18 protein-coding genes, 3 rRNA genes and 1 pseudogene are annotated in these 25,499 nt (G+C 62.6%); 17 read left to right on the top strand and 5 right to left on the bottom strand.

Annotated elements, in window-relative coordinates; translation table 11 throughout:
* Positions 1 to 127 precede the first annotated feature (127 nt).
* Positions 128 to 643 carry a MarR family winged helix-turn-helix transcriptional regulator gene (locus BKA07_RS16070; RefSeq protein WP_167951827.1) on the bottom strand — a complete coding sequence of 172 codons (516 nt, stop codon included), beginning with the start codon at positions 641 to 643 and terminating at the stop codon, positions 128 to 130.
* Positions 644 to 695: 52 nt separating this feature from the next.
* On the opposite strand from BKA07_RS16070, the gene BKA07_RS16065 reads away from it, so the two are divergent.
* The 4 genes from BKA07_RS16065 (at position 696) to rrf (ending at position 7,265) form a co-directional block, all read left to right on the top strand.
* A complete protein-coding gene (locus BKA07_RS16065) occupies positions 696 to 1,370 on the top strand; it encodes an SOS response-associated peptidase (protein ID WP_245161984.1) in 675 nt (224 codons plus the stop codon).
* Between the two features lie 552 nt (positions 1,371 to 1,922).
* Positions 1,923 to 3,454 (top strand): 16S ribosomal RNA (locus BKA07_RS16060).
* Between the two features lie 405 nt (positions 3,455 to 3,859).
* Positions 3,860 to 6,974 (top strand): 23S ribosomal RNA (locus tag BKA07_RS16055).
* Positions 6,975 to 7,146: 172 nt separating this feature from the next.
* Positions 7,147 to 7,265, top strand: a 5S ribosomal RNA gene (rrf, locus tag BKA07_RS16050).
* The 16S, 23S and 5S rRNA genes sit together here, the layout of an rRNA operon.
* Before the next feature lie 304 nt (positions 7,266 to 7,569).
* On the opposite strand, the pseudogene BKA07_RS19410 reads toward rrf, so the two are convergent.
* Positions 7,570 to 7,998: pseudogene (locus tag BKA07_RS19410) on the bottom strand (GNAT family N-acetyltransferase); the annotation flags it as partial.
* A gap of 194 nt (positions 7,999 to 8,192) precedes the next feature.
* On the opposite strand from BKA07_RS19410, the gene gdhA reads away from it, so the two are divergent.
* Positions 8,193 to 9,539, top strand: a complete 1,347-nt coding sequence (gene gdhA / locus BKA07_RS16040) for an NADP-specific glutamate dehydrogenase (protein ID WP_167951823.1) — start codon at positions 8,193 to 8,195, stop codon at positions 9,537 to 9,539.
* A gap of 223 nt (positions 9,540 to 9,762) precedes the next feature.
* On the opposite strand, the gene BKA07_RS16035 is transcribed toward gdhA, so the two are convergent.
* Positions 9,763 to 10,278, bottom strand: a complete 516-nt coding sequence (locus tag BKA07_RS16035; RefSeq protein WP_167951821.1) for a flavin reductase family protein — start codon at positions 10,276 to 10,278, stop codon at positions 9,763 to 9,765.
* Here BKA07_RS16035 and BKA07_RS16030 point away from each other — a divergent pair.
* Positions 10,277 to 10,564 (top strand): DUF3039 domain-containing protein, encoded by a 288-nt coding sequence (locus BKA07_RS16030; RefSeq protein WP_245161983.1) that lies wholly within the window; start codon positions 10,277 to 10,279, stop codon positions 10,562 to 10,564. The two genes, BKA07_RS16035 and BKA07_RS16030, sit on opposite strands and share 2 nt — an antisense overlap.
* Complete coding sequence (locus BKA07_RS16025; RefSeq protein ID WP_167951817.1) at positions 10,565 to 12,349, top strand: DEAD/DEAH box helicase; 1,785 nt, start codon at positions 10,565 to 10,567, stop codon at positions 12,347 to 12,349.
* A 92-nt stretch (positions 12,350 to 12,441) separates the two neighbouring features.
* Here BKA07_RS16025 and BKA07_RS16020 read toward each other — a convergent pair whose 3' ends face one another.
* Positions 12,442 to 13,761: a nicotinate phosphoribosyltransferase gene (locus tag BKA07_RS16020; protein ID WP_167951815.1), complete on the bottom strand. Its 1,320-nt coding sequence runs from the start codon at positions 13,759 to 13,761 to the stop codon at positions 12,442 to 12,444.
* 52 nt (positions 13,762 to 13,813) lie between these two features.
* Here BKA07_RS16020 and clpS point away from each other — a divergent pair, with 52 nt between their 5' ends.
* The 10 genes from clpS (at position 13,814) to BKA07_RS15970 (ending at position 23,829) form a co-directional block, all read left to right on the top strand.
* Entirely contained in the window at positions 13,814 to 14,119 is a 306-nt protein-coding gene (gene clpS, locus BKA07_RS16015) for an ATP-dependent Clp protease adapter ClpS (RefSeq protein WP_167951813.1), read from the top strand.
* Between the two features lie 3 nt (positions 14,120 to 14,122).
* Positions 14,123 to 14,695, top strand: a complete 573-nt coding sequence (locus BKA07_RS16010) for a DUF2017 family protein (RefSeq protein WP_167951812.1) — start codon at positions 14,123 to 14,125, stop codon at positions 14,693 to 14,695.
* Positions 14,692 to 15,513, top strand: a complete 822-nt coding sequence (locus BKA07_RS16005) for an MBL fold metallo-hydrolase (RefSeq protein WP_167951811.1) — start codon at positions 14,692 to 14,694, stop codon at positions 15,511 to 15,513. The genes BKA07_RS16010 and BKA07_RS16005 overlap by 4 nt, the downstream gene beginning before the upstream one ends.
* A 165-nt stretch (positions 15,514 to 15,678) precedes the next feature.
* On the top strand, positions 15,679 to 16,401 hold the full coding sequence (gene rph, locus BKA07_RS16000; protein ID WP_167951810.1) for a ribonuclease PH: 723 nt from the start codon (positions 15,679 to 15,681) through the stop codon (positions 16,399 to 16,401).
* On the top strand, positions 16,398 to 17,003 hold the full coding sequence (rdgB, locus tag BKA07_RS15995) for an RdgB/HAM1 family non-canonical purine NTP pyrophosphatase (protein WP_167951809.1): 606 nt from the start codon (positions 16,398 to 16,400) through the stop codon (positions 17,001 to 17,003). The genes rph and rdgB overlap by 4 nt, the downstream gene beginning before the upstream one ends.
* Positions 17,004 to 17,169: 166 nt before the next feature.
* Positions 17,170 to 18,657, top strand: coding sequence for an ABC transporter substrate-binding protein (locus BKA07_RS15990; protein WP_245161982.1), 1,488 nt, complete (start codon positions 17,170 to 17,172; stop codon positions 18,655 to 18,657).
* A gap of 13 nt (positions 18,658 to 18,670) precedes the next feature.
* Complete coding sequence (locus BKA07_RS15985; protein WP_167951807.1) at positions 18,671 to 19,618, top strand: ABC transporter permease; 948 nt, start codon at positions 18,671 to 18,673, stop codon at positions 19,616 to 19,618.
* Entirely contained in the window at positions 19,615 to 20,517 is a 903-nt protein-coding gene (locus BKA07_RS15980; RefSeq protein WP_167951806.1) for an ABC transporter permease, read from the top strand. Before BKA07_RS15985 ends, BKA07_RS15980 begins: the two co-directional genes overlap by 4 nt.
* On the top strand, positions 20,510 to 22,360 hold the full coding sequence (locus BKA07_RS15975) for a dipeptide ABC transporter ATP-binding protein (protein WP_167951804.1): 1,851 nt from the start codon (positions 20,510 to 20,512) through the stop codon (positions 22,358 to 22,360). Before BKA07_RS15980 ends, BKA07_RS15975 begins: the two co-directional genes overlap by 8 nt.
* 47 nt (positions 22,361 to 22,407) lie before the next feature.
* A complete protein-coding gene (locus BKA07_RS15970) occupies positions 22,408 to 23,829 on the top strand; it encodes an amidase (RefSeq protein WP_167951802.1) in 1,422 nt (473 codons plus the stop codon).
* A gap of 100 nt (positions 23,830 to 23,929) precedes the next feature.
* Here BKA07_RS15970 and BKA07_RS15965 read toward each other — a convergent pair whose 3' ends face one another.
* Positions 23,930 to 25,414 (bottom strand): zinc ribbon domain-containing protein, encoded by a 1,485-nt coding sequence (locus tag BKA07_RS15965; RefSeq protein WP_342449101.1) that lies wholly within the window; start codon positions 25,412 to 25,414, stop codon positions 23,930 to 23,932.
* Between the last annotated feature and the right edge of the window lie 85 nt (positions 25,415 to 25,499).

Genomic DNA, 25,499 nt, shown 5'->3' with positions numbered 1-25,499 from the left:
TTCACCACGATACGGAGAAATTACTTGGACGTCCAACTAATTCTGGAGTCGGTCTCGAAGGCGGGATTCGATGGTCGGGGCCCGGAACCGAGCAGCCGCAGGCTATGCCCGGAAGAGGAAGTTCGAGTCAGGTTTTGCCTTCGAGTTCGGACCGCAGCGATTCGAGATGGGGGAGGAGTCGGGTCAGGTCGGCTCCGGCCAGCGCCGGCGAACTGAAGACATCCTCATTGAGTGCTGCCGTGGCACGTGAGGAGAGTTCGCGCCCTGACTCGGTGAGTTCGACGAGCGTGGTGCGGCGGTCGTCGGGGTGGCTGCGCCTCTTCACCAGCCCCGCTTTCTCGAGCCGATCGACAGAATTGGTCGTCGACGTGGCATGAACCTGGAGGCGGGCCGAGATCTTCGACATCGGAAGAGTTCCCGACTTGGTGAATGACAGGAGAGTGAGGACTTCGTAGCGTGAGAAGGTCAGACTGAATGGTTTGAGTGCAGCATCGACCTTGGCGAGAAAGAGCTGATGGACTCTCATCACCGAGATCACGGTCGTCATGCCATCGGCCGAGTTGTCCCAGCCGTGGGCGAGCCACTGTTTTCTGGATTCCTCGATCGGGTCGAGCCTGCTCGCTGCTGTCTTTTCCGCCGCCATTGTCGACAGTGTAGTGAAGTGAGAAGATAAGCGCATGTGCGGTCGACTCAATATGTCCCTCGATCCGGCAGATCTCGCCGATGAGCTTCGTCTTGACGTCGTGTCATACGACCACACGCCCAGATACAACGTGCCTCCGGGGTCGTTCGTGCCGATCGTCGTCGAGCGTCTGGACGATGAGGCGCAGTTGACTCGCCGCTTGGAGACCGCTTCCTGGGGCTTGGTCCCCGGTTGGGCGAAGGACGCGAAGATCGGGTTCAAAGCCTTCAATGCGCGTTCGGAGACCGTTCTCGAGAAGCCGATGTTCAGGCAGTCCATCAAGAGACGCCGCTGCGCGCTGCCGATCCCCGGCTACTACGAGTGGGAGACGACCGAAGACGCGAAGCAGCCATGGATGATGTCAGCGGCAGGAGAGGACCCCCTGTTCATGGCGGGTCTCTTCGAGTTCTGGAAGCAGCCGGACCAGTCCTGGCTCGTGTCGACGACGATCATGACGATGGAATCGACGGGGCATCTGCATGATGTCCATCATCGGATGCCGGTGTTCCTCAACCGGGGAGCCATCGATGAGTGGATCGACCCTGCGGTGCCCGGCAGTGGCATCCCTTCGCTGCTGGAATCGACTCTCGCGCAGGTCGATCCCGCAACTGTGACCCGCCACAAGGTCGGACGGAGTGTGGGCAACGTCCGCAACGACGGGCCGGAGCTCACGGCACCCGTGGCCTGACCGTTCCTGACGCGTGGGTGCTCGCCGGTGATCGCGGAACACCCACGGCGATCCTGCGACGTCAGTCGCAGGCGCACGGACCGGTCCATTTTGCACACCCCTTCAGGTGTGTGTAGTGTGTACCAGGTTGCCAACCCGCTAGGGACGGCGACGGTCGCTCTGATCAGGTCTGATCCCAGCAAAATGAAGATGAACTTCAAGTTGCGAAGGTCCGAACAACACTGTAGAGTAGATATCCGCCGGCACGGCGGGCCGCAAGGCAGAAAGTGCAGAAAATGTGAGACTGACACCTCCGGTGTACACGCGGTTTTTCGTGTGGTGATGGGTGTGTGTTTGTGGTTTGAGAATCCAATAGCGTATTTGTTTGAACAGATAGTGATGCCAGAATGATTTGTTTTCTGGTGAGACAATCACACGGTTCAACTTGGTGAGCCTGGTCCCCTGCTTTTGTGGTGGGGGTGGTTCGTGGGTTGGGTCGTGGTTTGTGGTCAGCTGGGTCACCCCGTGGCTTGGTTGGCTGTCTTGCTGGGATTAGTACTGGAACATAATTTTTTTATGGAGAGTTTGATCCTGGCTCAGGACGAACGCTGGCTGCGTGCTTAACACATGCAAGTCGAACGCTGAAGCCCTGGTGCTTGCACCGGGGTGGATGAGTGGCGAACGGGTGAGTAACACGTGAGTAACCTGCCCCTGACTTCGGGATAAGCCCGGGAAACTGGGTCTAATACCGGATATGAGCATGGCCCGCATGGGTGGTGCTGGAAAGTTTTTTCGGTTGGGGATGGGCTCGCGGCCTATCAGCTTGATGGTGGGGTAATGGCCTACCATGGCGACGACGGGTAGCCGGCCTGAGAGGGCGACCGGCCACACTGGGACTGAGACACGGCCCAGACTCCTACGGGAGGCAGCAGTGGGGAATATTGCACAATGGGGGAAACCCTGATGCAGCGACGCAGCGTGCGGGATGACGGCCTTCGGGTTGTAAACCGCTTTCAGCAGGGAAGAAGCCTGACGGTGACGGTACCTGCAGAAGAAGTACCGGCTAACTACGTGCCAGCAGCCGCGGTAATACGTAGGGTACAAGCGTTGTCCGGAATTATTGGGCGTAAAGAGCTCGTAGGTGGTTGGTCGCGTCTGCTGTGGAAACGCAACGCTTAACGTTGCGCGTGCAGTGGGTACGGGCTGACTAGAGTGCAGTAGGGGAGTCTGGAATTCCTGGTGTAGCGGTGAAATGCGCAGATATCAGGAGGAACACCGGTGGCGAAGGCGGGACTCTGGGCTGTAACTGACACTGAGGAGCGAAAGCATGGGGAGCGAACAGGATTAGATACCCTGGTAGTCCATGCCGTAAACGTTGGGCACTAGGTGTGGGGGACATTCCACGTTCTCCGCGCCGTAGCTAACGCATTAAGTGCCCCGCCTGGGGAGTACGGTCGCAAGGCTAAAACTCAAAGGAATTGACGGGGGCCCGCACAAGCGGCGGAGCATGCGGATTAATTCGATGCAACGCGAAGAACCTTACCAAGGCTTGACATACACCGGATTGGGCTGGAAACAGTCTTTCCCTTTTGGGGCTGGTGTACAGGTGGTGCATGGTTGTCGTCAGCTCGTGTCGTGAGATGTTGGGTTAAGTCCCGCAACGAGCGCAACCCTCGTTCTATGTTGCCAGCACGTGATGGTGGGAACTCATAGGAGACTGCCGGGGTCAACTCGGAGGAAGGTGGGGATGACGTCAAATCATCATGCCCTTTATGTCTTGGGCTTCACGCATGCTACAATGGCTGGTACAGAGAGATGCGAGACCGTGAGGTTTGAGCGAATCCCTTAAAGCCAGTCTCAGTTCGGATCGTAGTCTGCAATTCGACTACGTGAAGTCGGAGTCGCTAGTAATCGCAGATCAGCAACGCTGCGGTGAATACGTTCCCGGGCCTTGTACACACCGCCCGTCAAGTCACGAAAGTCGGTAACACCCGAAGCCGGTGGCCCAACCCTTGTGGAGGGGGCCGTCTAAGGTGGGACTGGCAATTGGGACTAAGTCGTAACAAGGTAGCCGTACCGGAAGGTGCGGCTGGATCACCTCCTTTCTAAGGAGCGCACATTTAGAACCCCACCGAGACAGCCGTTCGTGTTGCCTGGTGGGAGCTCATGGGTGGAACATCACTATTATCGCTCACACCTACCAGCGTCGTTGGGGTACCTGCCCTGTCGACGAGGTTTCGGGGGTGGGCTAGAGCAGATACGTTATTGGGTCCTGGAATCACAAGCCCCGCACTGTGTGTGTGGGTGTGGTTTCTTCCAACAGGACCGACCCGTCCTGGTCCGGCAGCCGATGGTTGTGTGGTCTGGGGTGGTGTTTGGTAGTGGTTTGAGAATCGTATAGTGGACGCGAGCATCCACAACCCATTCGTGGGTTGTGATGTAATGTGATTTTTCTTGTGAAATCTTAGAGTGTTTTTTCGCGCATACGCATACAACCCTCTAGAGGGGGTGTGTGAGTGTGTAAGAGCGCATGGTGGATGCCTTGGCATCAGGAGCCGATGAAGGACGTGGAAATCTGCGATAAGCCTCGGGGAGCCGATAAACGGGCTGTGATCCGAGGGTGTCCGAATGGGGAAACCCCGCCACTCGTGAGGGTGGTGACCCGCATCTGAATGTATAGGATGTGTGGAGGGAACGCGGGGAAGTGAAACATCTCAGTACCCGTAGGAAGAGAAAATAAGAATGATTCCGGTAGTAGTGGCGAGCGAAACCGGATGAGCCTAAACCTTGTCAGTGTCAAGCGTGCTGGTGTTGCTGGCTGGGTGTTGTAGGGGTGTGCGTGGTTCGGTCCAGCATGGCCGAGACGTTGAGTGTGGTGCGTGTAGTCGAATCTGGTGGGATCCAGGACCGGAGTGGGTGAGAGTCCCGTAGGCGAAACATGTGGCGCCGGCGTTGCGTGCGTGCCCGAGTAGCACGGTACTCGTGGAATGTCGTGTGAATCTGCCAGGACCACCTGGTAAGGCTAAATACTTCCTGATGACCGATAGCGGATAGTACCGTGAGGGAATGGTGAAAAGTACCCCGGGAGGGGAGTGAAAGAGTACCTGAAACCATGTGCTTACAATCCGTCAGAGCCCCCGTTGTTGGGGTGATGGCGTGCCTTTTGAAGAATGAGCCTGCGAGTTAGCGGTGCGTGGCGAGATTAACCCGTTGTGGGGTAGTCGTAGCGAAAGCGAGTCCGAACAGGGCGGTATAGTCGCGTGTCCTAGACCCGAAGCGGAGTGATCTAGCCATGGGCAGGGTGAAGCGTGTGTAAGAGCGCGTGGAGGCCCGTACCCACTTCAGTTGAAAATGGAGGGGATGACCTGTGGTTAGGGGTGAAAGGCCAATCAAACTCTGTGATAGCTGGTTCTCCCCGAAATGCATTTAGGTGCAGCGTTGCGTGGTTCTTGCCGGAGGTAGAGCTACTGGATGGCTGATGGGCCCCACCGGGTTACTGACGTCAACTAAACTCCGAATGCCGGTAAGGTTCAGCGTGGCAGTGAGACAGTGGGGGATAAGCTTCATTGTCGAGAGGGAAACAGCCCAGACCATCAACTAAGGCCCCTAAGCGTGTGCTGAGTGGGAAAGGATGTTCAGTTGCGAAGACAACCAGGAGGTTGGCTTAGAAGCAGCCATCCTTGAAAGAGTGCGTAATAGCTCACTGGTCAAGTGATTGAGCGCCGATAATGTAGCGGGGCTAAGTACACCGCCGAAGTTGTGGCAGCATCCCGAATAAGCCGTAATGGTGGGGTGTTGGGTAGGGGAGCGTCGTGCTGGCTGTGAAGTTGCCGTGTGAACGAGTGGTGGAGCCGGTACGAGTGAGAATGCAGGCATGAGTAGCGAAAGACGGGTGAGAAACCCGTCCACCGGATGACCAAGGGTTCCAGGGCTAGGCTAATCCGCCCTGGGTAAGTCGGGACCTAAGGCGAGGCCGACAGGCGTAGTCGATGGACAACCAGTTGATATTCTGGTACCGACACACAACCGACAATACCAAAACACGCGATACTAACCATGAGAGTTCCCCTCCTGGTCTTCGGACTGGGGGTGGGGGTGATTGTGGGACCTGAGTGTGGAGTCGGTAAGCGCGAGGTGTGACGCAGGAAGGTAGCCAGGCCACGCGATGGTAGTCGTGGTCTAAGGTTGTAGCACGTGGGGGTAGGCAAATCCGTCCCCGCATGTGGTGTGAGAGCTGATGGGCGCCCCACAGTGGTGGGGTGATCTGGTGATCCTATGCTGCCGAGAAAAGCATCGGCGTGAGGGTGTGTGTTGCCCGTACCCTATAACCGACACAGGTGGTCAGGTAGAGAATACTAAGGTGATCGAGAGAATCGTGGTTAAGGAACTCGGCAAAATGCCCCCGTAACTTCGGGAGAAGGGGGACCATCCCGGTGAACCACCCTGAGCGGTGGGATGTGCTGGTGGTGGTCGCAGAGGCCAGAGAGAAGCGACTGTTTATTAAAAACACAGGTCCGTGCGAAGATGTAAGTCGATGTATACGGACTGACGCCTGCCCGGTGCTGGAAGGTTAAGAGGACCCGTTAACAGGTTTCCTGTGAAGCGGAGAATTTAAGCCCCAGTAAACGGCGGTGGTAACTATAACCATCCTAAGGTAGCGAAATTCCTTGTCGGGTAAGTTCCGACCTGCACGAATGGCGTAACGACTTCTCTGCTGTCTCAACCACGAACTCGGCGAAATTGCATTACGAGTAAAGATGCTCGTTACGCGCAGCAGGACGGAAAGACCCCGAGACCTTCACTATAGTTTGGTATTGGGCTTCGGTGTGGTTTGTGTAGGATAGGTGGAAGACTATGAGGCTCCGACGCTAGTTGGGGTGGAGTCGATCGGTGAAATACCACTCTGACCATTCTGGATTCCTTAACTTCGGACCCTGATCGGGTTCAGGGACAGTGCCTGATGGGTAGTTTAACTGGGGCGGTTGCCTCCTAAAGAGTAACGGAGGCGCCCAAAGGTTCCCTCAGCCTGGTTGGCAATCAGGTGTCGAGTGTAAGTGCACAAGGGAGCTTGACTGTGAGACGGACGTGTCGAGCAGGAGCGAAAGCTGGGACTAGTGACCCGGCCATGGCTTGTGGAAGCGTGGTCGCTCAACGGATAAAAGGTACCTCGGGGATAACAGGCTGATCTTGCCCAAGAGTCCATATCGACGGCATGGTTTGGCACCTCGATGTCGGCTCGTCGCATCCTGGGGCTGTAGTCGGTCCCAAGGGTTGGGCTGTTCGCCCATTAAAGCGGTACGCGAGCTGGGTTTAGAACGTCGTGAGACAGTTCGGTCCCTATCCGCTGCGTGCGTAGGAAATTTGTGGAGGCCTGTCCTTAGTACGAGAGGACCGGGACGGACGAACCTCTGGTGTGCCAGTTGTACCGCCAGGTGCATGGCTGGTTGGCTACGTTCGGGATGGATAACCGCTGAAAGCATCTAAGCGGGAAGCCTGCTTCGAGATGAGATTTCCAGCCCTTTGTTGGGGTGAGGTGTCCCATAGATGATGGGGTTGATAGGCCGGGTATGGAAGCACTGTGAGGTGTGGAGTTGACTGGTACTAATACGCCGATCACTCACATAACCCTTTTCTTTTGTGGGGGTGGTGTGTGCGGGTAATGCTTTGAGGTTTGTACGAGAGTCATGTGTGACGGTCATGTTGCATGGTGGTGTTCGCGTTCGCTGTGCGGTTCTTGGACTGCTACTTTCATTCTTTGAGCATGTGGTTGTTCGGATGAGTGGTGGTCTGGTGGTTTTGCGGTGGTGATAGTGGTGGGGAAACGCCCGGTTAACCGTTCCGATCCCGGTAGCTAAGCCCATGCGCGCTGATGGTACTGCAACTTGGTGGTTGTGGGAGAGTAGGTTGCCGCCGCAATAAATTTGTGAAGGAGGGGCTCTGTCCGTATGGACGGGGCCCCTTCTTCTTTTTTGTGTGTGGGGTGGTGTTTCGTCTTCGGGCCACTGATATCAGTGGGTGGCGCCCAGGCCGAGGGCAGGGCCGCTCCGTTCGGGGGCAGGCCGAGGAACCGGCGGACCGTCTCGGCACCGGCGACGTCGATCCTGCACCCGTCGGCCCCGCGGTCGAGATCCTCCGCCGCGAGGACAAGCTGATGTTCGACACGAGCCTGCCCATCCGCCCCGAGAATGGTCTTGACCCCATTGGGGGAGTACCCGAGCTTCTCGGAGACTCTCCGGCTGGAATCATTGCCTTCGAAGTGGGCCGAATGGAACATCTCGGCATCGAAGTGGTCGGCAAATGCGGCCACGACGGCCGAACGCATCCGTGTTCCGTACCCTTGGCCCTGCTCATGCAATGCCAGCCAGGAGCCCGTTGTGATCGAATGTGTGCGGGTGAAGCCCAGTGCGCTCACACCCTGCACGCCGACAGCGCGACCGCCGACGCGGACAGTGAATTCGATCGTCCAGTCATCAACGTGGAAACGAGCACGAGTGCCCCATTGATACTGCGCGATGGACCGTCCTATCTCCTCCGCAGTCCCCGTATCCCAATTGACGAGGAACGCCTGGACGTTGTCACGGCGAACACCGCCGGCGGCGATCCCGGCCAGTTCCGGGTAGTCGGATTCGCGCACCGGCGACAACTCCATATCGCCTGCCCGAGTCCTCAATGCAAACGGGGGCAAGAGGCTTTCCAAATCCATGTGGCGATACTATCCGTCGCCGATGTTCCAAGAAAGAACTCGACAAAAGTCGCATTATACTAAATGTGCGTTACAACACTGTACTGTCCAGTATTCGGGCATAACCGCTCATGTTATCCGGGTCACGGTATGTTGATCCCATGAGCTTACATCCATCACTGCAACCAATCTTCGACACTGTGCTCCATCGCAATCCCGGAGAGTCGGAGTTTCACCAAGCGGTACAGGAAGTTCTCCACTCCTTGGGACCCGTCGTCGACAAGCATCCCGAATACCTGGAACTCTCCGCGTTCGAGCGGCTGTGCGAACCCGAACGCCAGATCATCTTCCGGGTGCCCTGGATCGACGATCAGGGGGTCGTCCAGATCAATCGTGCATTCCGCGTGCAGTTCAACTCCGCGCTGGGCCCCTATAAGGGCGGTCTGCGGTTCCACCCCTCGGTGAACCTGGGGATCGTCAAGTTCCTCGGATTCGAACAGATCTTCAAGAACGCGATCACCGGTCTGCCCATCGGCGGCGGCAAGGGCGGTTCGGACTTCGACCCCAAGGGCCGCAGCGATCTCGAAGTCATGCGCTTCTGCCAGTCCTTTATGACCGAACTCTCCCGCCACATCGGCGAATACCGTGATGTCCCGGCCGGTGACATCGGTGTCGGCGGCCGAGAAATCGGCTACCTGTTCGGACAGTACAAGCGGATGCAGAACGAATATGAGGCTGGGGTCCTCACCGGCAAGGGTCTGTCGTACGGCGGCTCCATGGTTCGGACCGAAGCCACCGGCTTCGGCGTGGTGTACTTCCTCAAGGACATGCTGGCCGCTGCGAAGAAGAACATCGACGGCCGCACGATCTCCATCTCGGGGTCGGGAAATGTGGCCGTCTTCGCAGCCGAGAAGGTGGAAGCCTTCGGCGGTACCGTCATCACCTTGTCCGACTCGAGTGGTTTCATCCACGACCCGGACGGAATCGACACCGAAATCGTCAAGCGCATCAAGTTCGAAGAACGCGGCCGCATCTCCGAATACGTCGACCAGCGCGGCGGGCGCGCAAGCTATCACGAGGGCGGCAACGTCTGGGACATGGAAGTCGACGTCGCCCTTCCCTGCGCGACACAGAACGAACTGGACGCCGACTCGGCACGCACCTTGGTCCGCAACGGCGTCATCGCCTTGGCCGAAGGCGCGAACATGCCCTGCACCCCTGAAGCCGTGAAGACCTTCTCCGACGCCGGCGTGCTCTTCGCCCCCGGCAAGGCAGCCAACGCCGGCGGCGTGGCCACCAGCGCCCTGGAGATGCAGCAGAACGCGAGCCGTGACACCTGGGACTTCGACTTCACCGAAGCCCGACTGGCCGAGATCATGGGCGATGTCCACGACAGCTGTGCCGCAGCATCCGCTGAGTTCGGCTCACCAGGCGATTACGTGGCCGGCGCCAACATCGCCGGATTCATCCGTGTCTCCGAGGCGATGCTCGCTCAAGGCGTCGTCTGACTCGCAGCCTCGTCGGCCCGATCGTCTGGCCTGCAGCCTCGTCGGCCCGGCCGTTTCGACTGTCCCCCGGCCCGACCGCCTCGGCAGTCGCTGAGGCCAGCACTCGTCACCTGACAGACCGTGTCGGCTGACGACATATCCAGCGGCCCTCCGATCGTGCGGCAGCTTCTTCGCAAGCCTGCGCACGAGCGGAGGGCAGCTGACATTCACCCGCGGCCGGCGGTCAGCGGCGTCCGATCGTCCCGTATGCCTTGCGCCAGCGAAGCAGCGGCGTGGACCTGCTGCTGTCGGTTCCTGCCCCCATCGCCACCACCTCACCGACGACCAGGCTGTGAGTGGCCACCTGGAGGATCTCTGTCGTCCGCAGCTCGAACCACGCGACGGCATCTGCGATCAGAGGCTGACCGGAATGAGGTGCCGGGAACGTGTCGATGCCTTTGAGTGCACCGTAGAGGGGCTGGCCGGGCGTACCCAGCCGTTCGGAGATGTCACGTTGGGACGAATTGAGCACAGAGATTGCAAAATGCTCGGTCATCTCCAGAGTCTCCATCATCCGGGATCCGCCGTAGATGCTCACGGCCATCGTCGGCGGATCGTAGGACACGTCGAGGAACGAGTCCACGGTGATCGCATGCAGGGCGTTCCTGCGCTTGGCTGAGACCACGGCCACGGCGGCAGCGATATCGTCGCTGAGTTCGCGATAGCGTTCTATGAGGGAATCCTCGTGAGTTCTGTCCATGGCACTCATTCTAGGGAACTACAATGGAGCCATGACCTATCCAGCATCAGGCGGTTCAGCAACAATCGAACGTGAGCAGTCCGAGCAGTTCGCTGAACCCGGCGACCACGAACGGTTCAGCCACTACGCCCCCAAAGACAAGATCATGGAATCCATGGTCACCGGCACTCCGCTGATTGCTCTGTGCGGAAAGGTGTGGGTGCCCACGCGAGACCCCGAGCGGTTCCCTGTGTGCCCACGATGCAAAGAGATCTACGCCTCGATGTCTGAAGGACCCAAGGAGTAAATGGCAGCGGAACGTCTCCCCGGGACCTCCGCTGCCGAACAACTGCCACCGGCCTTCCCCGAGCGTGCCGCTTGGGGAACGGCCGGAAAGTTGCGCGCGTGGCAGGCCGAGGCCCTGGAACAGTATTTTCAGGAGCAGCCGAAAGACTTCCTCGCAGTCGCGACCCCGGGCGCGGGAAAGACGACCTTCGCTCTGAGACTCGCAGCCGAACTGCTCTCACAGCGGGTCGTCAACAGGATCACCGTCGTCGCACCCACGGAGCATCTCAAGGTGCAGTGGGCCGATTCGGCCTCCCGCGTCGGAATCAAACTGGACCCCCACTTCAAGAATGCCCAGGGCAAACACGCCCCCGGCTACCACGGAGTGGCCATCACATACGCACAGGTAGCCGCCAAACCGGTTCTTCACCACAACCGCACCGCGGCCGGGCGCACCCTCGTCATCCTCGATGAGGTCCACCACGGGGGAGACGCACTGTCCTGGGGCGATGCCGTCCGCGAGGCCTTCGAACCTGCCGTGCGCCGACTCTCCCTGACGGGAACGCCCTTCCGCTCCGACACCTCACCGATCCCGTTCGTCACCTATGCACCCGACGAGAACGGCATCCGCACCTCGGTGGCGGACTACTCCTACGGGTACGGACGGGCGCTCAAGGACTCCGTCGTCCGCCCCGTCATGTTCCTCACCTATGCCGGAACCATGTCATGGCGGACCAAGTCCGGCGATGAGATGTCGCACGTCCTCGGCGAAGAGACGACGAAGGACATCAACGCTCAGGCATGGAGGACTGCTCTTGATCCCGGGGGCGACTGGATCCCTGCCGTGCTCAAGGCCGCGGACCTGCGCCTGACCGAAGTCCGGAGGACGGTCCACGACGCCGGTGGCCTCGTCATCGCCACAGACCAGGACAACGCCCGCGCCTACGCCAAGGTGCTGCGTGAGGTCACCGGAGAGGCTCCCACGGTCGTCCTCTCCGACGAGGCGGGGGCCTCGGAGAGGATCGAGAAGTTCCAGAACTCCACCGATCGGTGGATGGTCGCCGTCCGCATGGTCTCCGAAGGCGTCGACGTCCCGCGACTGTGCGTCGGGGTCTACGCCACCTCGTCGGCGACTCCGCTGTTCTTCGCCCAGGCCATCGGACGCTTCGTCCGTGCCCGCAAGCGCGGTGAGACCGCCTCGGTGTTCCTGCCCTCCGTTCCGATCCTCCTGGCCTTGGCCAATACGATGGAAGTCGAACGCGACCATGCCCTCGATCGACCTAAGAGCGAGGACGAGAACGATGTCGTCGTCTTCGACGAACAGGCCATGGAACAGGCCAACCGCAGCGAGGGAGCCTCCTCCGAGGAGTTGGGCTCATTCGAGGCACTGGGTGCCGAAGCCCTGTTCGACCGAGTCCTCTTCGACGGCGGAGAGTTCGGCACAGGCGGAGCGGTCGGCTCCGAGGACGAACTCGACTTCATCGGCATCCCCGGACTGCTCGAACCCGACCAGGTCCACGAACTGCTGCGGACCCAGCAGGCTCGCCAGGCGAAGCGGAAGACCTCCGCGGCACCGCCGGCGCCGGAGACCGAGCCGAGCGAACTCGACCACAGGGCGATGAAAGAGGAGCGCAATCAGCTCCAGAGCCTCGTCGGTGCGTGGTCGCGTCGGACCGGGACACCTCACAAGACCGTCCACGTCGAGCTGCGCAAGGCCTGCGGAGGTCCGGCCGTGGCCCAGGCGACCAGAGAGCAGATCCAGGCACGGATCACGAAGCTCCAGGGATGGTTCGTCGGCAAGAAGTGATCTCGCCCGCCGTCTGCAGCATGCGGTCGCTCACCGCATCCGGGATCAGATCACCGCCGTCCGCAGACCACAGCGGATCACCGCAGATCCGGTCATTTCGGATAGAACACCGTGGGGATCGCCGGCTCACCGTCCTGCATGCGCCGAGCCGAACGTGGCAGCTCGGCCAGGGACTCGTCGTGCCTGGCGCAGGCCCTCGTGACGCCCTCGGCGCCGATGTGCGATTCGTCGATCTCGCCGTCGACCACGAGGTCGACGGTCAGCGACCGGCCATCGCCGAGGTCGCCCGGCAGCGTCGGGATCCCCACAGCTTCTTCGACCGCGATGGCCCCGTCGATGAGACGCAGCGCCTCCTTGTTCCCACCGCGTGAGGGCTTGCCGGTGGAGTTCTTCGCCACCGAGGTCCATGCCCCCGATTCGTCGGCGCGGGCCACGAGCTTGTACACGAGACCCGCTGCCGGAGCCCCCGAACCGGTGACCACCCGGGTCCCGACGCCGTACGAGTCCACCGGGGAGGCCGCGAGTGCGGCGATCGCGAATTCGTCGAGATCGCTGGTGACCGTGATCGTCGTGTCATGAGCGCCGAGGCGGTCGAGTCCTGCTCGGACCTCACTGGCCTGTTCGATGAGGTCGCCCGAATCGATGCGCACCCCGCCCAGGTGCTCTCCGGCCAGACGGACGGCCGTCTGCAGGGCCTCTTCGACGTCGTAGGTGTCCAGGAGCAGGGTCGTGTCGGTGCCCAGAGACTTCAGCTGGGCGGCGAAGGCCTCCTGCTCCGAATCGTGGAGCAGGGTGAAGGAATGGGCCGATGTGCCGATCGTGGGCAGGCCGTAGCGAAGACCTGCGGCGAGGTTCGACGTCGAGGCGAATCCCCCGATGACCGCGGCCCTGGCCGCTGCGACAGCGGCATGCTCGTTCGTGCGGCGCCCGCCCATCTCCGCACAGGGACGATCGCCCGCGGCCTGGGCCATGCGAGACGCCGCCGAGGCGACCGCACAGTCGTAGTTCATCGCAGACAGGATGAGCGTTTCGAGGATGACGCCCTCCGCGAAGGTGGATTCGATCGTCATCAGCGGAGAACCGGGGAAGTAGATCTCGCCCTCCGCATAACCGCGGATGGTGCCGGAGAACGAATAGTTCGCCAACCAGTCGATGGTGCGCGAATCGACGATCTGCTCCCGGCTGAGGAACGCCAGCTCCTCGTCGCCGAAGCGGAAATCCCTCAGCATCTCGAGGATCCGGCCGGTGCCGGCGACGACTCCGTAGCGACGACCGGCAGGCAGACCGCGACCGAAGACCTCGAACAGGCTCCTGCGGTCAGCGGCACCCGATTCCAGGGCCGCCTGGACCATCGTCAATTCATACTGATCGGTGTAGAAAGCCGTCGATCCGGTCCGTGTGAGATCACTCATAGGCGCGATCCTACGTCACGACAGCGTCAGTGTTCTGCCGTAAGGTGGAAACGTGAGCAATCCAACGACTCCAGTTCTGGAACCGGAGGTCGACGTCCGACCGATGACAGAACAGGCGAAGCCATGGAAGACCGTCGTCTTCAACGACCCCGTCAATCTCATGAGCTATGTCAGCTACGTCTTCCAGAGCTATTTCGGATATTCGACCGAGAAGGCTCAGTCTCTGATGCTCGAAGTCCATGAGAAAGGACGTTCCGTCGTAGCCACAGGCGGGCGCGAAGCCATGGAGAGGGACACTCAAGCCATGCACGAATACGGTCTGTGGGCCGCGTGCCAACCTGGAACAGGATCCGACTGAGACATGGCAGCCATTGACGCTCGTGGGGACGATGTCGTCCTCGGACTCGAAGACAATGAACGGTCTCTCATGCTCACCGTCTTCACCGACTTGGCCGCCTTGCTGGCCGAAGAGGAGGACGAAGACGGCCGACCCGATTCGGAGAACTGGGAGGCCCGCCTCGGCCTGGTCGAGCGACCCCGCCCGCAGGATCCGGCGCTGTTGCGTCTGCTCCCAGATGTCGATCCGCTCGACGAGGAGCGCTCACAGGAGTTCCGTCGCCTGACCGAGTTCGACCTGAAGCAGGCGAAGGCGCACAATGTTCGGATCGTCCTCAACGGACTGGCCAAGGGCCCATCGATCACCTTGAACCACGACGAGGTGCTCGCCTGGATGAAGGGGCTCAACGACCTGCGTCTCGTCCTGTCCGTGCGTCTGGGCATCGACACCGAGGAAGCGCAGGAAGAGAAGTACGCACGCCGGGAGGAACTCGAGGAGTCCGAGGAGCTGACACTGACCCTGTACGACTTCCTGACCTGGATTCAGGACCGCCTCACCACGACCTTGCTCAGCGACCTGCCGGGGGACGACGAATGAAACTCACTGCCATCGGCACCGCCGGGTCCTTCCCCGGCCCCAACTCCGCTGCGAGCTGCTACCTCATCGAGACCGACGAGGAATCGCCGACGCGCCTCGTGCTCGACCTCGGGTCCGGTGCGCTGAGTCCGCTCCAGGGAGCCGTGGACACGGACTCGCTGAGCGCGATCGTGCTCAGTCACCTCCACCCCGATCACTGCATGGACATGACCGGGCTCTACGTCAAGCACTGCTACGACCCGAAGTTCTTCAACGGCAACGTCTCCGACACCGGGTCGATCCGGACCAGAACCTCCGTCCTCGCTCCTGCCGGCGCCGAGGAGAGGCTGACCCGCGCCTACTTCACCGATCCCGGAAAATCCCCGGTCGCCGCCAGCGGTCACGACACGGACCTCAGCCACGCCTTCGACTTCGCCGATCTCGACCACGGCACCCGCCACCGGATCGGAAGCCTGCAGATCGAGGCGTTCCTCGTCGACCATCCGGTCGAGGCCTACGCTCTGCGGATCACGGATGCCCAGGGAGCGGTGATCACCTACTCCGGTGACAGCGACGAATGCGACAATCTCGTCGAGGCGGCCCGCGGGGCGGACCTGTTCCTCTGCGAAGCCGCCTTCCAGGAAGATCGCGACACCGCTCGCGGCATCCACCTCACCGGCAAGCGCGCCGGACGTGTGGCCCAGGCAGCGGACTCGAAGTCCCTCGTCCTCACCCACATCCCCTCATGGACGGACTGCTCCATCGTCCGCGGAGAAGCGGCCCGCGAATACCGCGGACCCATCGAACTGGCCAAACCGGGCAACAGCTGGAGCGTGTGAGCCCCGGCCGTGCCCGGCACCGCCCGGTCCGCCGAGATCTCACACCCCGAACGGGCAGGCCGGCCCGAATGGGCTGACCATCCAGAACGGGCAGACCCGTCCGAACGGACAGGCCGGTCCGAACAGACAGAACCGAATATCACCGACAAACGAAAGAGGCCCACAGTGCGCGCAGACGGACGCAACGCCGATGAACTCCGCGAAGTGACGATCACCCGCAATTGGATCAACACCGCCGAAGGTTCCGTCCTCGTGGAATTCGGCAACACCCGAGTCCTAGTCGCGGCCTCACTGACCGCGGGCGTGCCGCGATGGCTCAAGGGGCAGGGACGCGGATGGGTCACGGCCGAATATGCGATGCTGCCGCGTGCGACCGGCTCCCGCAACACCCGCGAATCGGTCAAGGGCAAACTCGGTGGACGCACACACGAGATCTCCCGCCTCATCGGCCGCTGCCTGCGCGCCGTCATCGACCTCGACAAACTCGGCGAGAACACCCTCGTCCTCGACTGCGACGTCCTCCAGGCCGACGGCGGCACCCGAACCGCATCCATCACCGGCGCCTACGTGGCTCTGGCCGACGCCATCGACAAGGGCCGCTCGACCGGCATCATCCCCGCCGCGAACAACCCGCTCACGGACTCGATCTCGGCCATCAGCGTCGGCATCATCGACGGCGAGCCCGTCCTCGACCTGCCTTATGTCGAAGACTCGCGCGCCGAGACCGACATGAACGTCGTCATGACCGGATCCGGAAAGTTCGTCGAGGTCCAGGGCACGGCCGAAGGCGCACCGTTCGACCGTGGGGAGCTGAGCGATCTGCTCGACCTCGCGGCCAAGGGCTGCACCGACCTCACCAGCATCCAGACCAAGGTGCTGGGCGAATGACCACCTTCGTGCTGGCCACCCACAACGAGGGGAAGAGGCGCGAACTCCTGGAGATCCTCCTCCCCGCACTGGGGGAGGACACTCAGGTCATCACCGCCGCCGAGGCGGGCCTGGGAGAGACCCCGGAGACCGGCGTCACCTTCGCGGAGAACGCCCTGATCAAGGCCCGTGCGGCAGCGCAGGCCACCGGCCGCACCGCCATCGCCGATGACTCGGGCATCGCCGTCGACGTGCTCGGCGGCTCGCCCGGGATCTTCTCCGCCCGGTGGGCGGGACGGCACGGAGACGATCGGGCCAACCTCGAGCTCCTCCTCGCACAGCTGGGTGACATCTCGGCCGAGAATCGTGGGGCGCAGTTCCGCTGCGCCGCAGCCGCAGCGACCGCAGACGGCCGCGAATTCTCCGCCGAGGGAGTCATGCCCGGCCGTCTGGCGACGAGTGCGTCGGGCGAGCACGGCTTCGGCTATGACCCGATCTTCATCCCCGAGGGCGGAAACATCAGCGCCGCCGAGATGACACCCGAGGAGAAGAACGCACGATCGCATCGCAGGCTCGCCTTCGACAAGCTGGCGGCGATTCTCGCGGACCAGGCAGGGCTCTGAGCCCTCGACGAACGCGTCCTCTCCACACATCGAACACCGGCGGCTCGTCGAGTGAGAACTTCGGCTAAACTGACCATGTCGGTCAGTGTCTGAGCGTGTCCGGTCAGACAAGTCGAATGAACCGGTGTGGGTTCGTGAAATGGGGAGAGCGATGAAGACTCCGAGCATGGGAACGTGGGTGGCGGCAGCGGCCGCCTCGAGCCTGTTGCTCGCCGGGTGTTCGGCAGGAGCCTCGGACCCCGGCGATGAGGCGAAGAAGGACTCGATGACGATCGCGTTCACGGCCGAACCGGCCAACCTCGACTTCACCACCACCTCGGGGATCGCCATTCCCGAGGCACTGATGGAAAACGTCTACGAATCGCTCGTCCGCGTCGACGGCGAGGGGGAGATCCAACCCGCACTTGCCGAGGACTGGGATGTGTCCGAGGATCGCAAAACCTACACCTTCCACCTGCAGGAAGGCGTGAAGTTCTCCAACGGTGCCGACCTGACCAGCGAGGACGTGAAATTCTCCTATGAGCGGGTCCAGGACGAGTGGAAGAACGCACTGAAGTCCAAAATGGACATCGTCGACTCGATCGAGACCCCGGACGACCTCACCGTCGAGATCTCACTGAAGAAGCCCTCGAACACGTGGCTGTTCAACCTGACCAGCCTCGTCGGAGCGGTCTTCGACACCGAAGGCACCGAGGACCTGGCCAACAAGGCCATCGGCACCGGACCCTTCTCCATCGAGGAGTTCACTCGCGGACAGTCGATCGACTTCGTCGCCAGGGACGACTACTGGGGTGAGACACCGGCGGTGAAGAATGTGACATTCAAATACTTCCAGGACGCTGTCTCGGCATCGAACGCTCTCAAATCGGGAGAGATCGACGTCGTCTCCAACCTGCAGGCCCCGGAGCTGGCCGGCGAATTCCAGAGCAGCGACTACCAGATCATCTCCGGCACCACGAACGGTGAGGTCGTGCTGTCGATGAACAACGCAGAGGGCATATTCGAGGACAAGACGGCACGCGCAGCGGTCATGCACGCCATCGACCGCAAGGCCGTCCTCGACACCGCATGGGCCGGCTACGGCGAGCTCATCGGTTCGATGGTCCCGCCGACCGACCCCTACTACGAGGATCTGACGGGAGTCTGGGACTACGATCCGCAGAAGGCCAAGGACCTCGTCAGGGAAGCGGGGATCGACGGGGAGGAGTTCGCCTTCACCGTCCCGAACCTGCCCTACGCGAAGGCGATTTCGGAGATCGTGTCCGCTCAGCTCAAAGAGGTCGGACTCAAGGCGAACATCGAGACACAGGAGTTCCCCGCCGTCTGGTTGGACAAGACCTTCACGAAGCACAACTTCGATATGTCCGTGATCAACCATGCCGAACCCCGTGACATCCTCACCGTGTTCTCCAACGACTACTACATCGGCTACGACGACTCGAGCATCAAGAAGATCGCCGAGAAGGCCGACACCGGCACAGAGGAGGAGTACATCTCGGGCATGAAGGAGATCGCGAGGACGATCACCGAGGACGCCGCCGCTGACTTCCTGTTCCTGTTCCCCAACCTCGTCATCGCGAAATCCGACGTCGCCGGAGTCCCCGCCAACCGGGTCTCCGACGCCTTCAGGATCGCGGATCTGAGCTGGAACTGAAGCCCCCGCATCCATGATCAGCTACGTGGCCAACCGAGCGCTCCAGTTCGCGCTGGCACTGCTCGTCGCCTCGGTGCTGGTCTTCGCGCTCATGAGCATCCTGCCCGGCAACGCCGCGCAGGTCGCACTGGGAACGAACGCCACCCCTGAGGCGGTGGCGGCGCTCGAAGCCCGGTACGGGCTCAACCAGCCCCCGCTGATCCGCTACGTCAGCTGGGTCGGCGGCATGCTCACGGGCAACTTCGGAACCTCCTACGTCACCGGGGCCGCGATCACCCCGGTCATCGTCGGCAGCGTTCAGGTCACCGGCATCCTCGTCATCACCGCGATCGTCCTGGCCATCGTCATCGCCGTGCCCTTGGGGACATTCGCCGCCCTCGAGCAGCGCAACTGGATCGGAGTCACGATCTCCGCACTGAGCCAGATCGGCATCGCCGTGCCCAACTTCCTCGCCGCCATCATCCTCGTCATCGTCTTCTCGCTGACCCTCGGCTGGTTCCCCTCCCAAGGGTGGATGGCTCCGGTCGAGGGCCTGGGCGGGTTCCTCAGCCGCCTCGTCCTGCCCGTCGTCTCCCTGGCCCTCGTCCAGGCGGCGATCCTCACTCGCTACATGAGGTCGGCCGTCCTCGACGTCATGCGCGAAGACTACATCCGCACCGCCCGCGCCAAGGGGCTGACCCGGACGAAGGCGCTGTTCGTCCATGGTCTGCGCAACGCCGCAATCCCCGTCATCACCGTCGCCGGAGTCCAGCTCGCGACCCTGCTCGTCGGGGCCGTCATCATCGAACAGATCTTCGTCATCCCCGGCATCGGATCCGAACTCGTCCGCGCAGTGGCCAACCGCGACCTCGTCACCGTCCAGGGCATCGTCATGGTCCTCGTCCTCCTCGTGCTCATCATCAACTTCATCGTCGACGTCCTCTATCCGATCGTCGACCCACGGATCAGGAACGCATCATGAGCGCGGACCCGAGCACCACCTCGGCGGGGGAAGCCTCAGCGGATCGGCGCAGACGCACGAAGCTGAGGCTCAACGCCTCGATGGTCATCGGTGCCGTCCTCGTCGTCCTCATCCTCGTCCTCGCCCTCGTGTCCTTCGTCTGGACCCCGTACGAGCCCAGCGCCGTCGACCCGGTCGCGCGGCTGCAGTCAGCGAGCCCCGAGCACCTGTTCGGCACGGACAAGTTCGGCCGTGACACCCTGACCTGGATCATGTACGGAGCGCGGATCACCCTCCTGGTGGGCATCGTGGCCGTCGGCATCGCCGTGCTCATCGGCACACCCATCGGCATCATCGCCGCGGTCTTCGCACAGTACCCGTGGGGCGTGTGGCTGTCATCGGTGATCATGCGCGCCAACGACATCCTGCTCGCCTTCCCTGCGCTGCTGCTCGCGATCATCTTCGCCGCCGTCTACCAGCCGGGGACCGGACAGGCCATGGTGGCCGTCGGCATCGCCGCGATCCCCGGATTCGCCCGCGTCGCCCGTTCGGGCACCATGCAGGTCCTCGACTCCGAGTATGTGCGCGCCGCCAGGGCCTCGAACCGCAGCGCACCGGCGATCGCCGTCGTCCACGTCCTGCCGAACATCGCCGGCATGGTCATCGTGCAGGCCTCCGTGGCATTCGCGATCTCCGTCCTCGCCGAGGCGGGGCTGTCCTTCCTGGGACTGGGCACACAGGCTCCCGTGCCCTCCTGGGGCCGGATGCTGCAGGAGTCCCAGCAGTTCCTGTCCACCCAGCCCGAGCTCGCCCTGTGGCCGGGCCTGTTCATCGCCCTCGCCGTGCTCGGATTCAACCTCTTGGGCGACGGTCTCCGCGACCGATTCGACCCGAAGATGGAGGCCCGCGACAATGGCTGAGAACCTGCTCGAGGTCCGTGACCTCACCATCACCCCCACCGGCGCGACAGTCCCCGTTCTCAGCGATGTATCACTGAGTCTGGCCGCCGGCGAACGGGTCGGGCTCATCGGCGAATCGGGGTCGGGCAAGTCCCTGACCGCGCAGTCGGTGATGGGTCTGCTACCCGATGAGCTGCGAGCCGAGGGCAGCGTGTCGCTGCAGGGTTTCGACGGCGACATCCTCAGCGCGAAGGAGAAGTCACTGGCGCGGATGCGCTCGGACCTCGTCTCGATGGTGTTCCAGGAGCCGATGAGCGCACTCAACCCGCTCATGCGCATCGGTGAGCAGATCGCCGAGGTGCTGCGCATCCATGGCAGTGTGCCCCGCGGGGACATCCCCGGCAGGGTCCTCGAACTGCTCACAAGCGTGCACATGCCCGATCCGGGCAGTGCCCGCTACGCGTACCCGCACCAGATGTCGGGCGGCCAACGGCAGCGCGTGATGTTGGCCATCGCCCTGGCGAACTCACCGCGGCTGCTCATCTGCGACGAACCGACCACAGCGCTGGACGTGACGGTGCAGAAGCACATGCTCGATCTCATCGCTGAACGTGTCGCCGCAGTTCAGGCAGGCCTGCTGTTCATCACCCATGACCTGGCCGTCGTCGCAGGCGTCTGTGACCGCGTCGTCGTCATGTACGCGGGCCGCATCGTCGAGACCGGCAGGGTGGAAGAGATCTTCACCGACCCTCAGCACGAATACACCCGCGGTCTGTTGGCCTCCTCGGACCTCGAGGCCACCGACGCGCACGGAAAGCTCTTCACTCTCAAGACCGCGCTGGCCTACTCCGGACCGACGGAGGAGGCCGATCGCCCGACGGAGGAGACCAACCACCCGACGGAGGAGGCCTATCGTCCGGTCGAAGAATCCGTTGACGGGCGGGAACCGGCTGACGTGGTGGCGACGGAACTGTCGGGCGCCTCAGCGGAGGCAGATGCGGCAGCTTCACCGGGGGAGCTGCCGGTTGCATCGGGTGGAGGGTCGCGGGGCGACGGGCAGCCGTCACCGCTCATCGAGGTCACGGGGGTCTCGAAGCACTTCGGCTCACGCGGACTCCTGCTGCGCCGCAGGTCCCCGGTCCGCGCGCTCGACGACATCGGCTTCAGCGTCGCGTCCGGGCAGCGCCTGGGCATCGTGGGGGAGTCGGGCTCGGGGAAATCGACGCTGCTCAACATCCTCTCCGGACTCGACCGGCCCACCTCCGGTCACGTCAGGGTCGGAGACATCCGGGTGGAAGCAGCGAGCTCCGCGGCACTGCGATCCCTGCGCGAGAACCTGCAGATCGTCTTCCAGGATCCCTTCGCTTCCCTCGACCCTCGCATGCGGGTCGAAGACATCGTCTCCGAACCACTCGTCGCCCGGGGGCTGGGACCAGACGAACGACTCGCAGCCGTCGAGGAGATGCTGTTGGCCGTCGACCTCGACACGACGGCGATGCGACGCTACCCGCATCAGTTCTCCGGCGGGCAGCGGCAGCGGATCTCGATCGCCCGGGCCCTGGTCACCCGACCGCAGATCCTCGTCGCCGATGAACCGGTCTCGGCCCTCGACGTGTCCGTGCGGGCCCAGGTCCTCAATCTGCTCACCGACCTCGTCGACGACTATGCGTTGACCCTCATCTTCGTCTCCCACGACCTGGGAGTGGTCAAGCACCTGTGCTCCGACGTCATCGTCATGAAGGACGGCCGCATCGTCGAATCCGGCACGACCGAGGACATCTACGCGAATCCGCACGATGATTACACCCGCAGCCTCATCGAGGCCACCCCGAACCTGGCAGGAGCGCTCGCCTCAGCCACCTGAGTCCCGCGCCGACCTGTACGAAGAAGCAACAGCAGAAAGGACGGCAATTGAGCCAGAACACGCTCGCCGACCACACAGCGGACACGATGACCCGGGGTTACGCCTCGGGAGACTTTGATCCGCTCGCGACCCTCACGGCAGTCACGAATAGGATGGACGAATACGAGCCCGTCATCAACGCCCTCCATCACCGTGACGACGAGCGCTCACAAGCCGCGGCCGAGGCCAGCGCCGCCCGCTGGCGCGAAGGCCGGTCATTGGGCCCTCTGGACGGGGTCCCGGTCACGATCAAGGAGAACATCGCCCGCACGGGTGTGCCGATGCCCAGCGGCCACGCCTGGGCCGAAGTCCCGGTGGCGGACCACGACGCCCCGATCACCGAGCGCCTCGAGGAGGCCGGCGCGGTCATCGTGGGATCGACGACGATGCCGGACTGGGGCATGCTCTCCTCCGGGGTGTCCTCGCTGCACGGCGTCACTCGCTCGCCTCTGGATCCGAGCCTGACGACCGGCGGGTCGAGTGCGGGTGCCGGTGCCGGTGCCGCGGCCGGCTACGGACCGATCCACATCGGGTCCGACATCGGCGGATCGATCCGTCTGCCCTGCACCTGGTTGGGACTGGCCGGCCTCAAACCCAGCTTCGGCCGGGTTCCCCTCGACGCACCGTACATGGGCCGCTGCGCGGGGCCCATGGCGCGGACAATGGCCGACGTCAATGCGGCAATGGACATCATCTGTGCCCCGGATGACCGCGACTACTCACGTCTGCCCCGGATCACCGGAGACGAACCGGAGACGGTCTCGGGGTCCAGGTCGCCCGGTGACTTCGACCCGAAGGGCCTGAAGATCGGGATCCAGCTCGATGCCGGATGCGGAGAACCGGTCGATCCGCAGATCACATCCACCATCACCGGCGCGGCCGAACGCTTCGCCCGCGCCGGGGCCGAGATCGAGACCGTTGCACCCTTCATCGACGACGGGCTGCTGACCGACATGGATCTGTTCTGGCGGGTCCGTTCGTGGAGCGACCTGCGGGCACTGCCCGTGGCAGAGCAGGCCCTCATCCTGCCCTACATCCAGGCGTGGGCCCAGGACGGTGCCGACGTGACGGGTCTGAGGCTCATGGAGTGCTACCACAGCGTCCAAGAGATCCGACGCCGGACGGTCGCGGCCACTGCGGCCTTCGACCTGGTGATCTCTCCCGTCTCACCCGACGCGGCATTCCCCGCCGAACAGCCCATGCCCTACCCGAAGGTCCACGAACCGATGGGGCACATCGGCTTCACGATGCCCTACAACATGTCCGAGCAGCCGGCAGGAACAGTCCTGGCAGGCTACACGAAGGACGGCCGGACCATCGGTGCCCAGATCTCGGGGCGTCGCTTCGCCGATGAGCTCGTGATGGCTGCCGGCTCCTGGTTCGAACAGGACGCTGACATCGCTGTGCCCGTGCGTGCCTCGCTGGGTTGAGGTCCAGCGTGCCAAGTGACGCAGAAGTGGCGGGGTTCAATTGAACCCCGCCACTTGCCGTCCGCGGTCTCACGCAGAGGTGGGAGCCACCTCGGCGAGATCAGAAGTCGAAGAACTCGACCGAGAGTTTGTCCCCGTCGATCTTCACACTGCCGGAGACCGACAGTGTATTGCCGTTGGAGAAGTACGACGAGCCCTGCTTCTTGCCCTCGACGGTGAAGTCGAACTTGCCCGGCTCGTCCGTGAAGAACGAACCGGTGTTCGTATCACCCGAGCTGAAGTCCGCCTTGACCTTCGGCATGTCCTTGACCTCCCACTTGGCGGTGTCCTTCTTCGCCAGATCGGAGAGCTTCTTATCCGAGCCGCCGACGGGGATCTCGGTGGGGTCGAACTTGATGAACTTGCATTTGGGTTTGATGTCCTTGTTGTCGAAACACTTCTTGAGCTCTGCCTCGACCTGCTTCTGCACTTCCTTCTGGAATGCGCTCGTGGGGGAGAGATCGAGGTTGAGCGTCGTCGGGGCGACCTCGTCATTGCTCGGCTCATCGCCCGGAGCGAAGGCCTGAGGGAAATTCACCGCCGCCGTGTCCGAGGCTTCGCTGACCCATTTGCTCTTGGGGATCTCGAAATCGTAACTGCCCGGATACACGGCGAATGAGGTGGTGCCCGCTTTCGCCTTGTAGTCCTTGCCGTTGATGCTCAGCCCGTCAGAGGCCGGGACGTCGAGTGAGATCACGTTGAGGGCAGGACCGGTCAGCGACCACTTGTCGAAGAACAGGTCCTGTCTTCCCTCCTTCTTTGCGGACAGCTCGACGTTGTACTCGGTTCCGTCGAGCTCATAGGAGACCACGACAGTTCCCTTGTCGCCATCGATCTCCGAGGACTCCACCTTCGCATTCTCGACCTTCGCAGAGGACGCATCGGTGAACTCCTTGGACAGGAGGTCAAGATTGGTCCCCTCCGGCCGAGGCGAGGGCGCGATCTTCTCGGCGGCCGCGAAGTCACCCTTGCTCAGGGCCGCCACGTAGTCTTCGGCGACCTTGTCGGGTCCGTAGTTGTTCTTGTTCACCGTGTTGACGACGAGGAATCCTACGACGACGAGCACGATGACCAGGGCCACCGCACCCAGCGCGATGTAGAGAGGCGTCCTGCGCTTCTTCCGCTCTGGGCGTGCATCGGCGCGGGTCGCTGTTGTGGCGGGGCCGGCGAATCCGGGTGCCGGCGCCGGCTGCGGGATCGCCTGGGACTGACCGGGGCCCGATCCCGTCCGGTTCGCTTCGGGGCCGGAACCGGTCTGGTACGGCCCGCTCTGGGCAGATCCCGACTGGTACTGCGAGCCCGGCTGTTGCGGACCGCCCGGCTGTTGAGGACTGCCCGGGTACGGCGAAGCGCCCGGATATGGTCCGGGCTGCTGCCCCTGAGAACCGGGCTGCTGCTGGGGCCCGGGCTGCTGATTCTGTGACCCGGGGGACCGGCTGTCGTTGTAGTGAGGCGCCGGGGTCGAGCTGGCCTGCTGCACTTCGGGACGCGGCGGCTGGTTGGGACTGCTGGCAGGGGCCTGCGGGCCGGAGCTGCCCGTGTCCACCGAATCATCAGTGCTGTCATCCGCCGACGTCTCCGAACCGGATCCCGTTCTGTCATTCTCGGGAGGGTTACTCGGAGGTGGCGGG

The sequence above is a fragment of the Brevibacterium marinum genome (assembly GCF_011927955.1).
In the GTDB taxonomy this organism is placed as follows: Bacteria; Actinomycetota; Actinomycetes; order Actinomycetales; family Brevibacteriaceae; genus Brevibacterium; species Brevibacterium marinum.
The sequence above is the reverse complement of the archived record's forward strand: the minus strand, read 5'-3'. Positions and strand labels throughout refer to the sequence as shown.

Bases quoted from the DNA above. Each gene is read 5' to 3' on its own strand.
- BKA07_RS15985 (WP_167951807.1), top strand. From the start codon at position 18,671: ATGATCAGCTACGTGGCCAACCGAGCGCTCCAGTTCGCGCTGGCACTG.
- BKA07_RS16035 (WP_167951821.1), bottom strand. From the start codon at position 10,278: ATGGACAGAACTCACGAGGATTCCCTCATAGAACGCTATCGCGAACTC.
- BKA07_RS16065 (WP_245161984.1), top strand. From the start codon at position 696: ATGTCCCTCGATCCGGCAGATCTCGCCGATGAGCTTCGTCTTGACGTC.
- rdgB (WP_167951809.1), top strand. From the start codon at position 16,398: ATGACCACCTTCGTGCTGGCCACCCACAACGAGGGGAAGAGGCGCGAA.
- BKA07_RS16025 (WP_167951817.1), top strand. From the start codon at position 10,565: ATGGCAGCGGAACGTCTCCCCGGGACCTCCGCTGCCGAACAACTGCCA.
- BKA07_RS16010 (WP_167951812.1), top strand. From the start codon at position 14,123: ATGGCAGCCATTGACGCTCGTGGGGACGATGTCGTCCTCGGACTCGAA.
- gdhA (WP_167951823.1), top strand. From the start codon at position 8,193: ATGAGCTTACATCCATCACTGCAACCAATCTTCGACACTGTGCTCCAT.
- BKA07_RS15980 (WP_167951806.1), top strand. From the start codon at position 19,615: ATGAGCGCGGACCCGAGCACCACCTCGGCGGGGGAAGCCTCAGCGGAT.
- BKA07_RS16005 (WP_167951811.1), top strand. From the start codon at position 14,692: ATGAAACTCACTGCCATCGGCACCGCCGGGTCCTTCCCCGGCCCCAAC.
- BKA07_RS16020 (WP_167951815.1), bottom strand. From the start codon at position 13,761: ATGAGTGATCTCACACGGACCGGATCGACGGCTTTCTACACCGATCAG.
- BKA07_RS15990 (WP_245161982.1), top strand. From the start codon at position 17,170: ATGGGAACGTGGGTGGCGGCAGCGGCCGCCTCGAGCCTGTTGCTCGCC.
- BKA07_RS16030 (WP_245161983.1), top strand. From the start codon at position 10,277: ATGGCACTCATTCTAGGGAACTACAATGGAGCCATGACCTATCCAGCA.
- BKA07_RS15975 (WP_167951804.1), top strand. From the start codon at position 20,510: ATGGCTGAGAACCTGCTCGAGGTCCGTGACCTCACCATCACCCCCACC.
- BKA07_RS16070 (WP_167951827.1), bottom strand. From the start codon at position 643: ATGGCGGCGGAAAAGACAGCAGCGAGCAGGCTCGACCCGATCGAGGAA.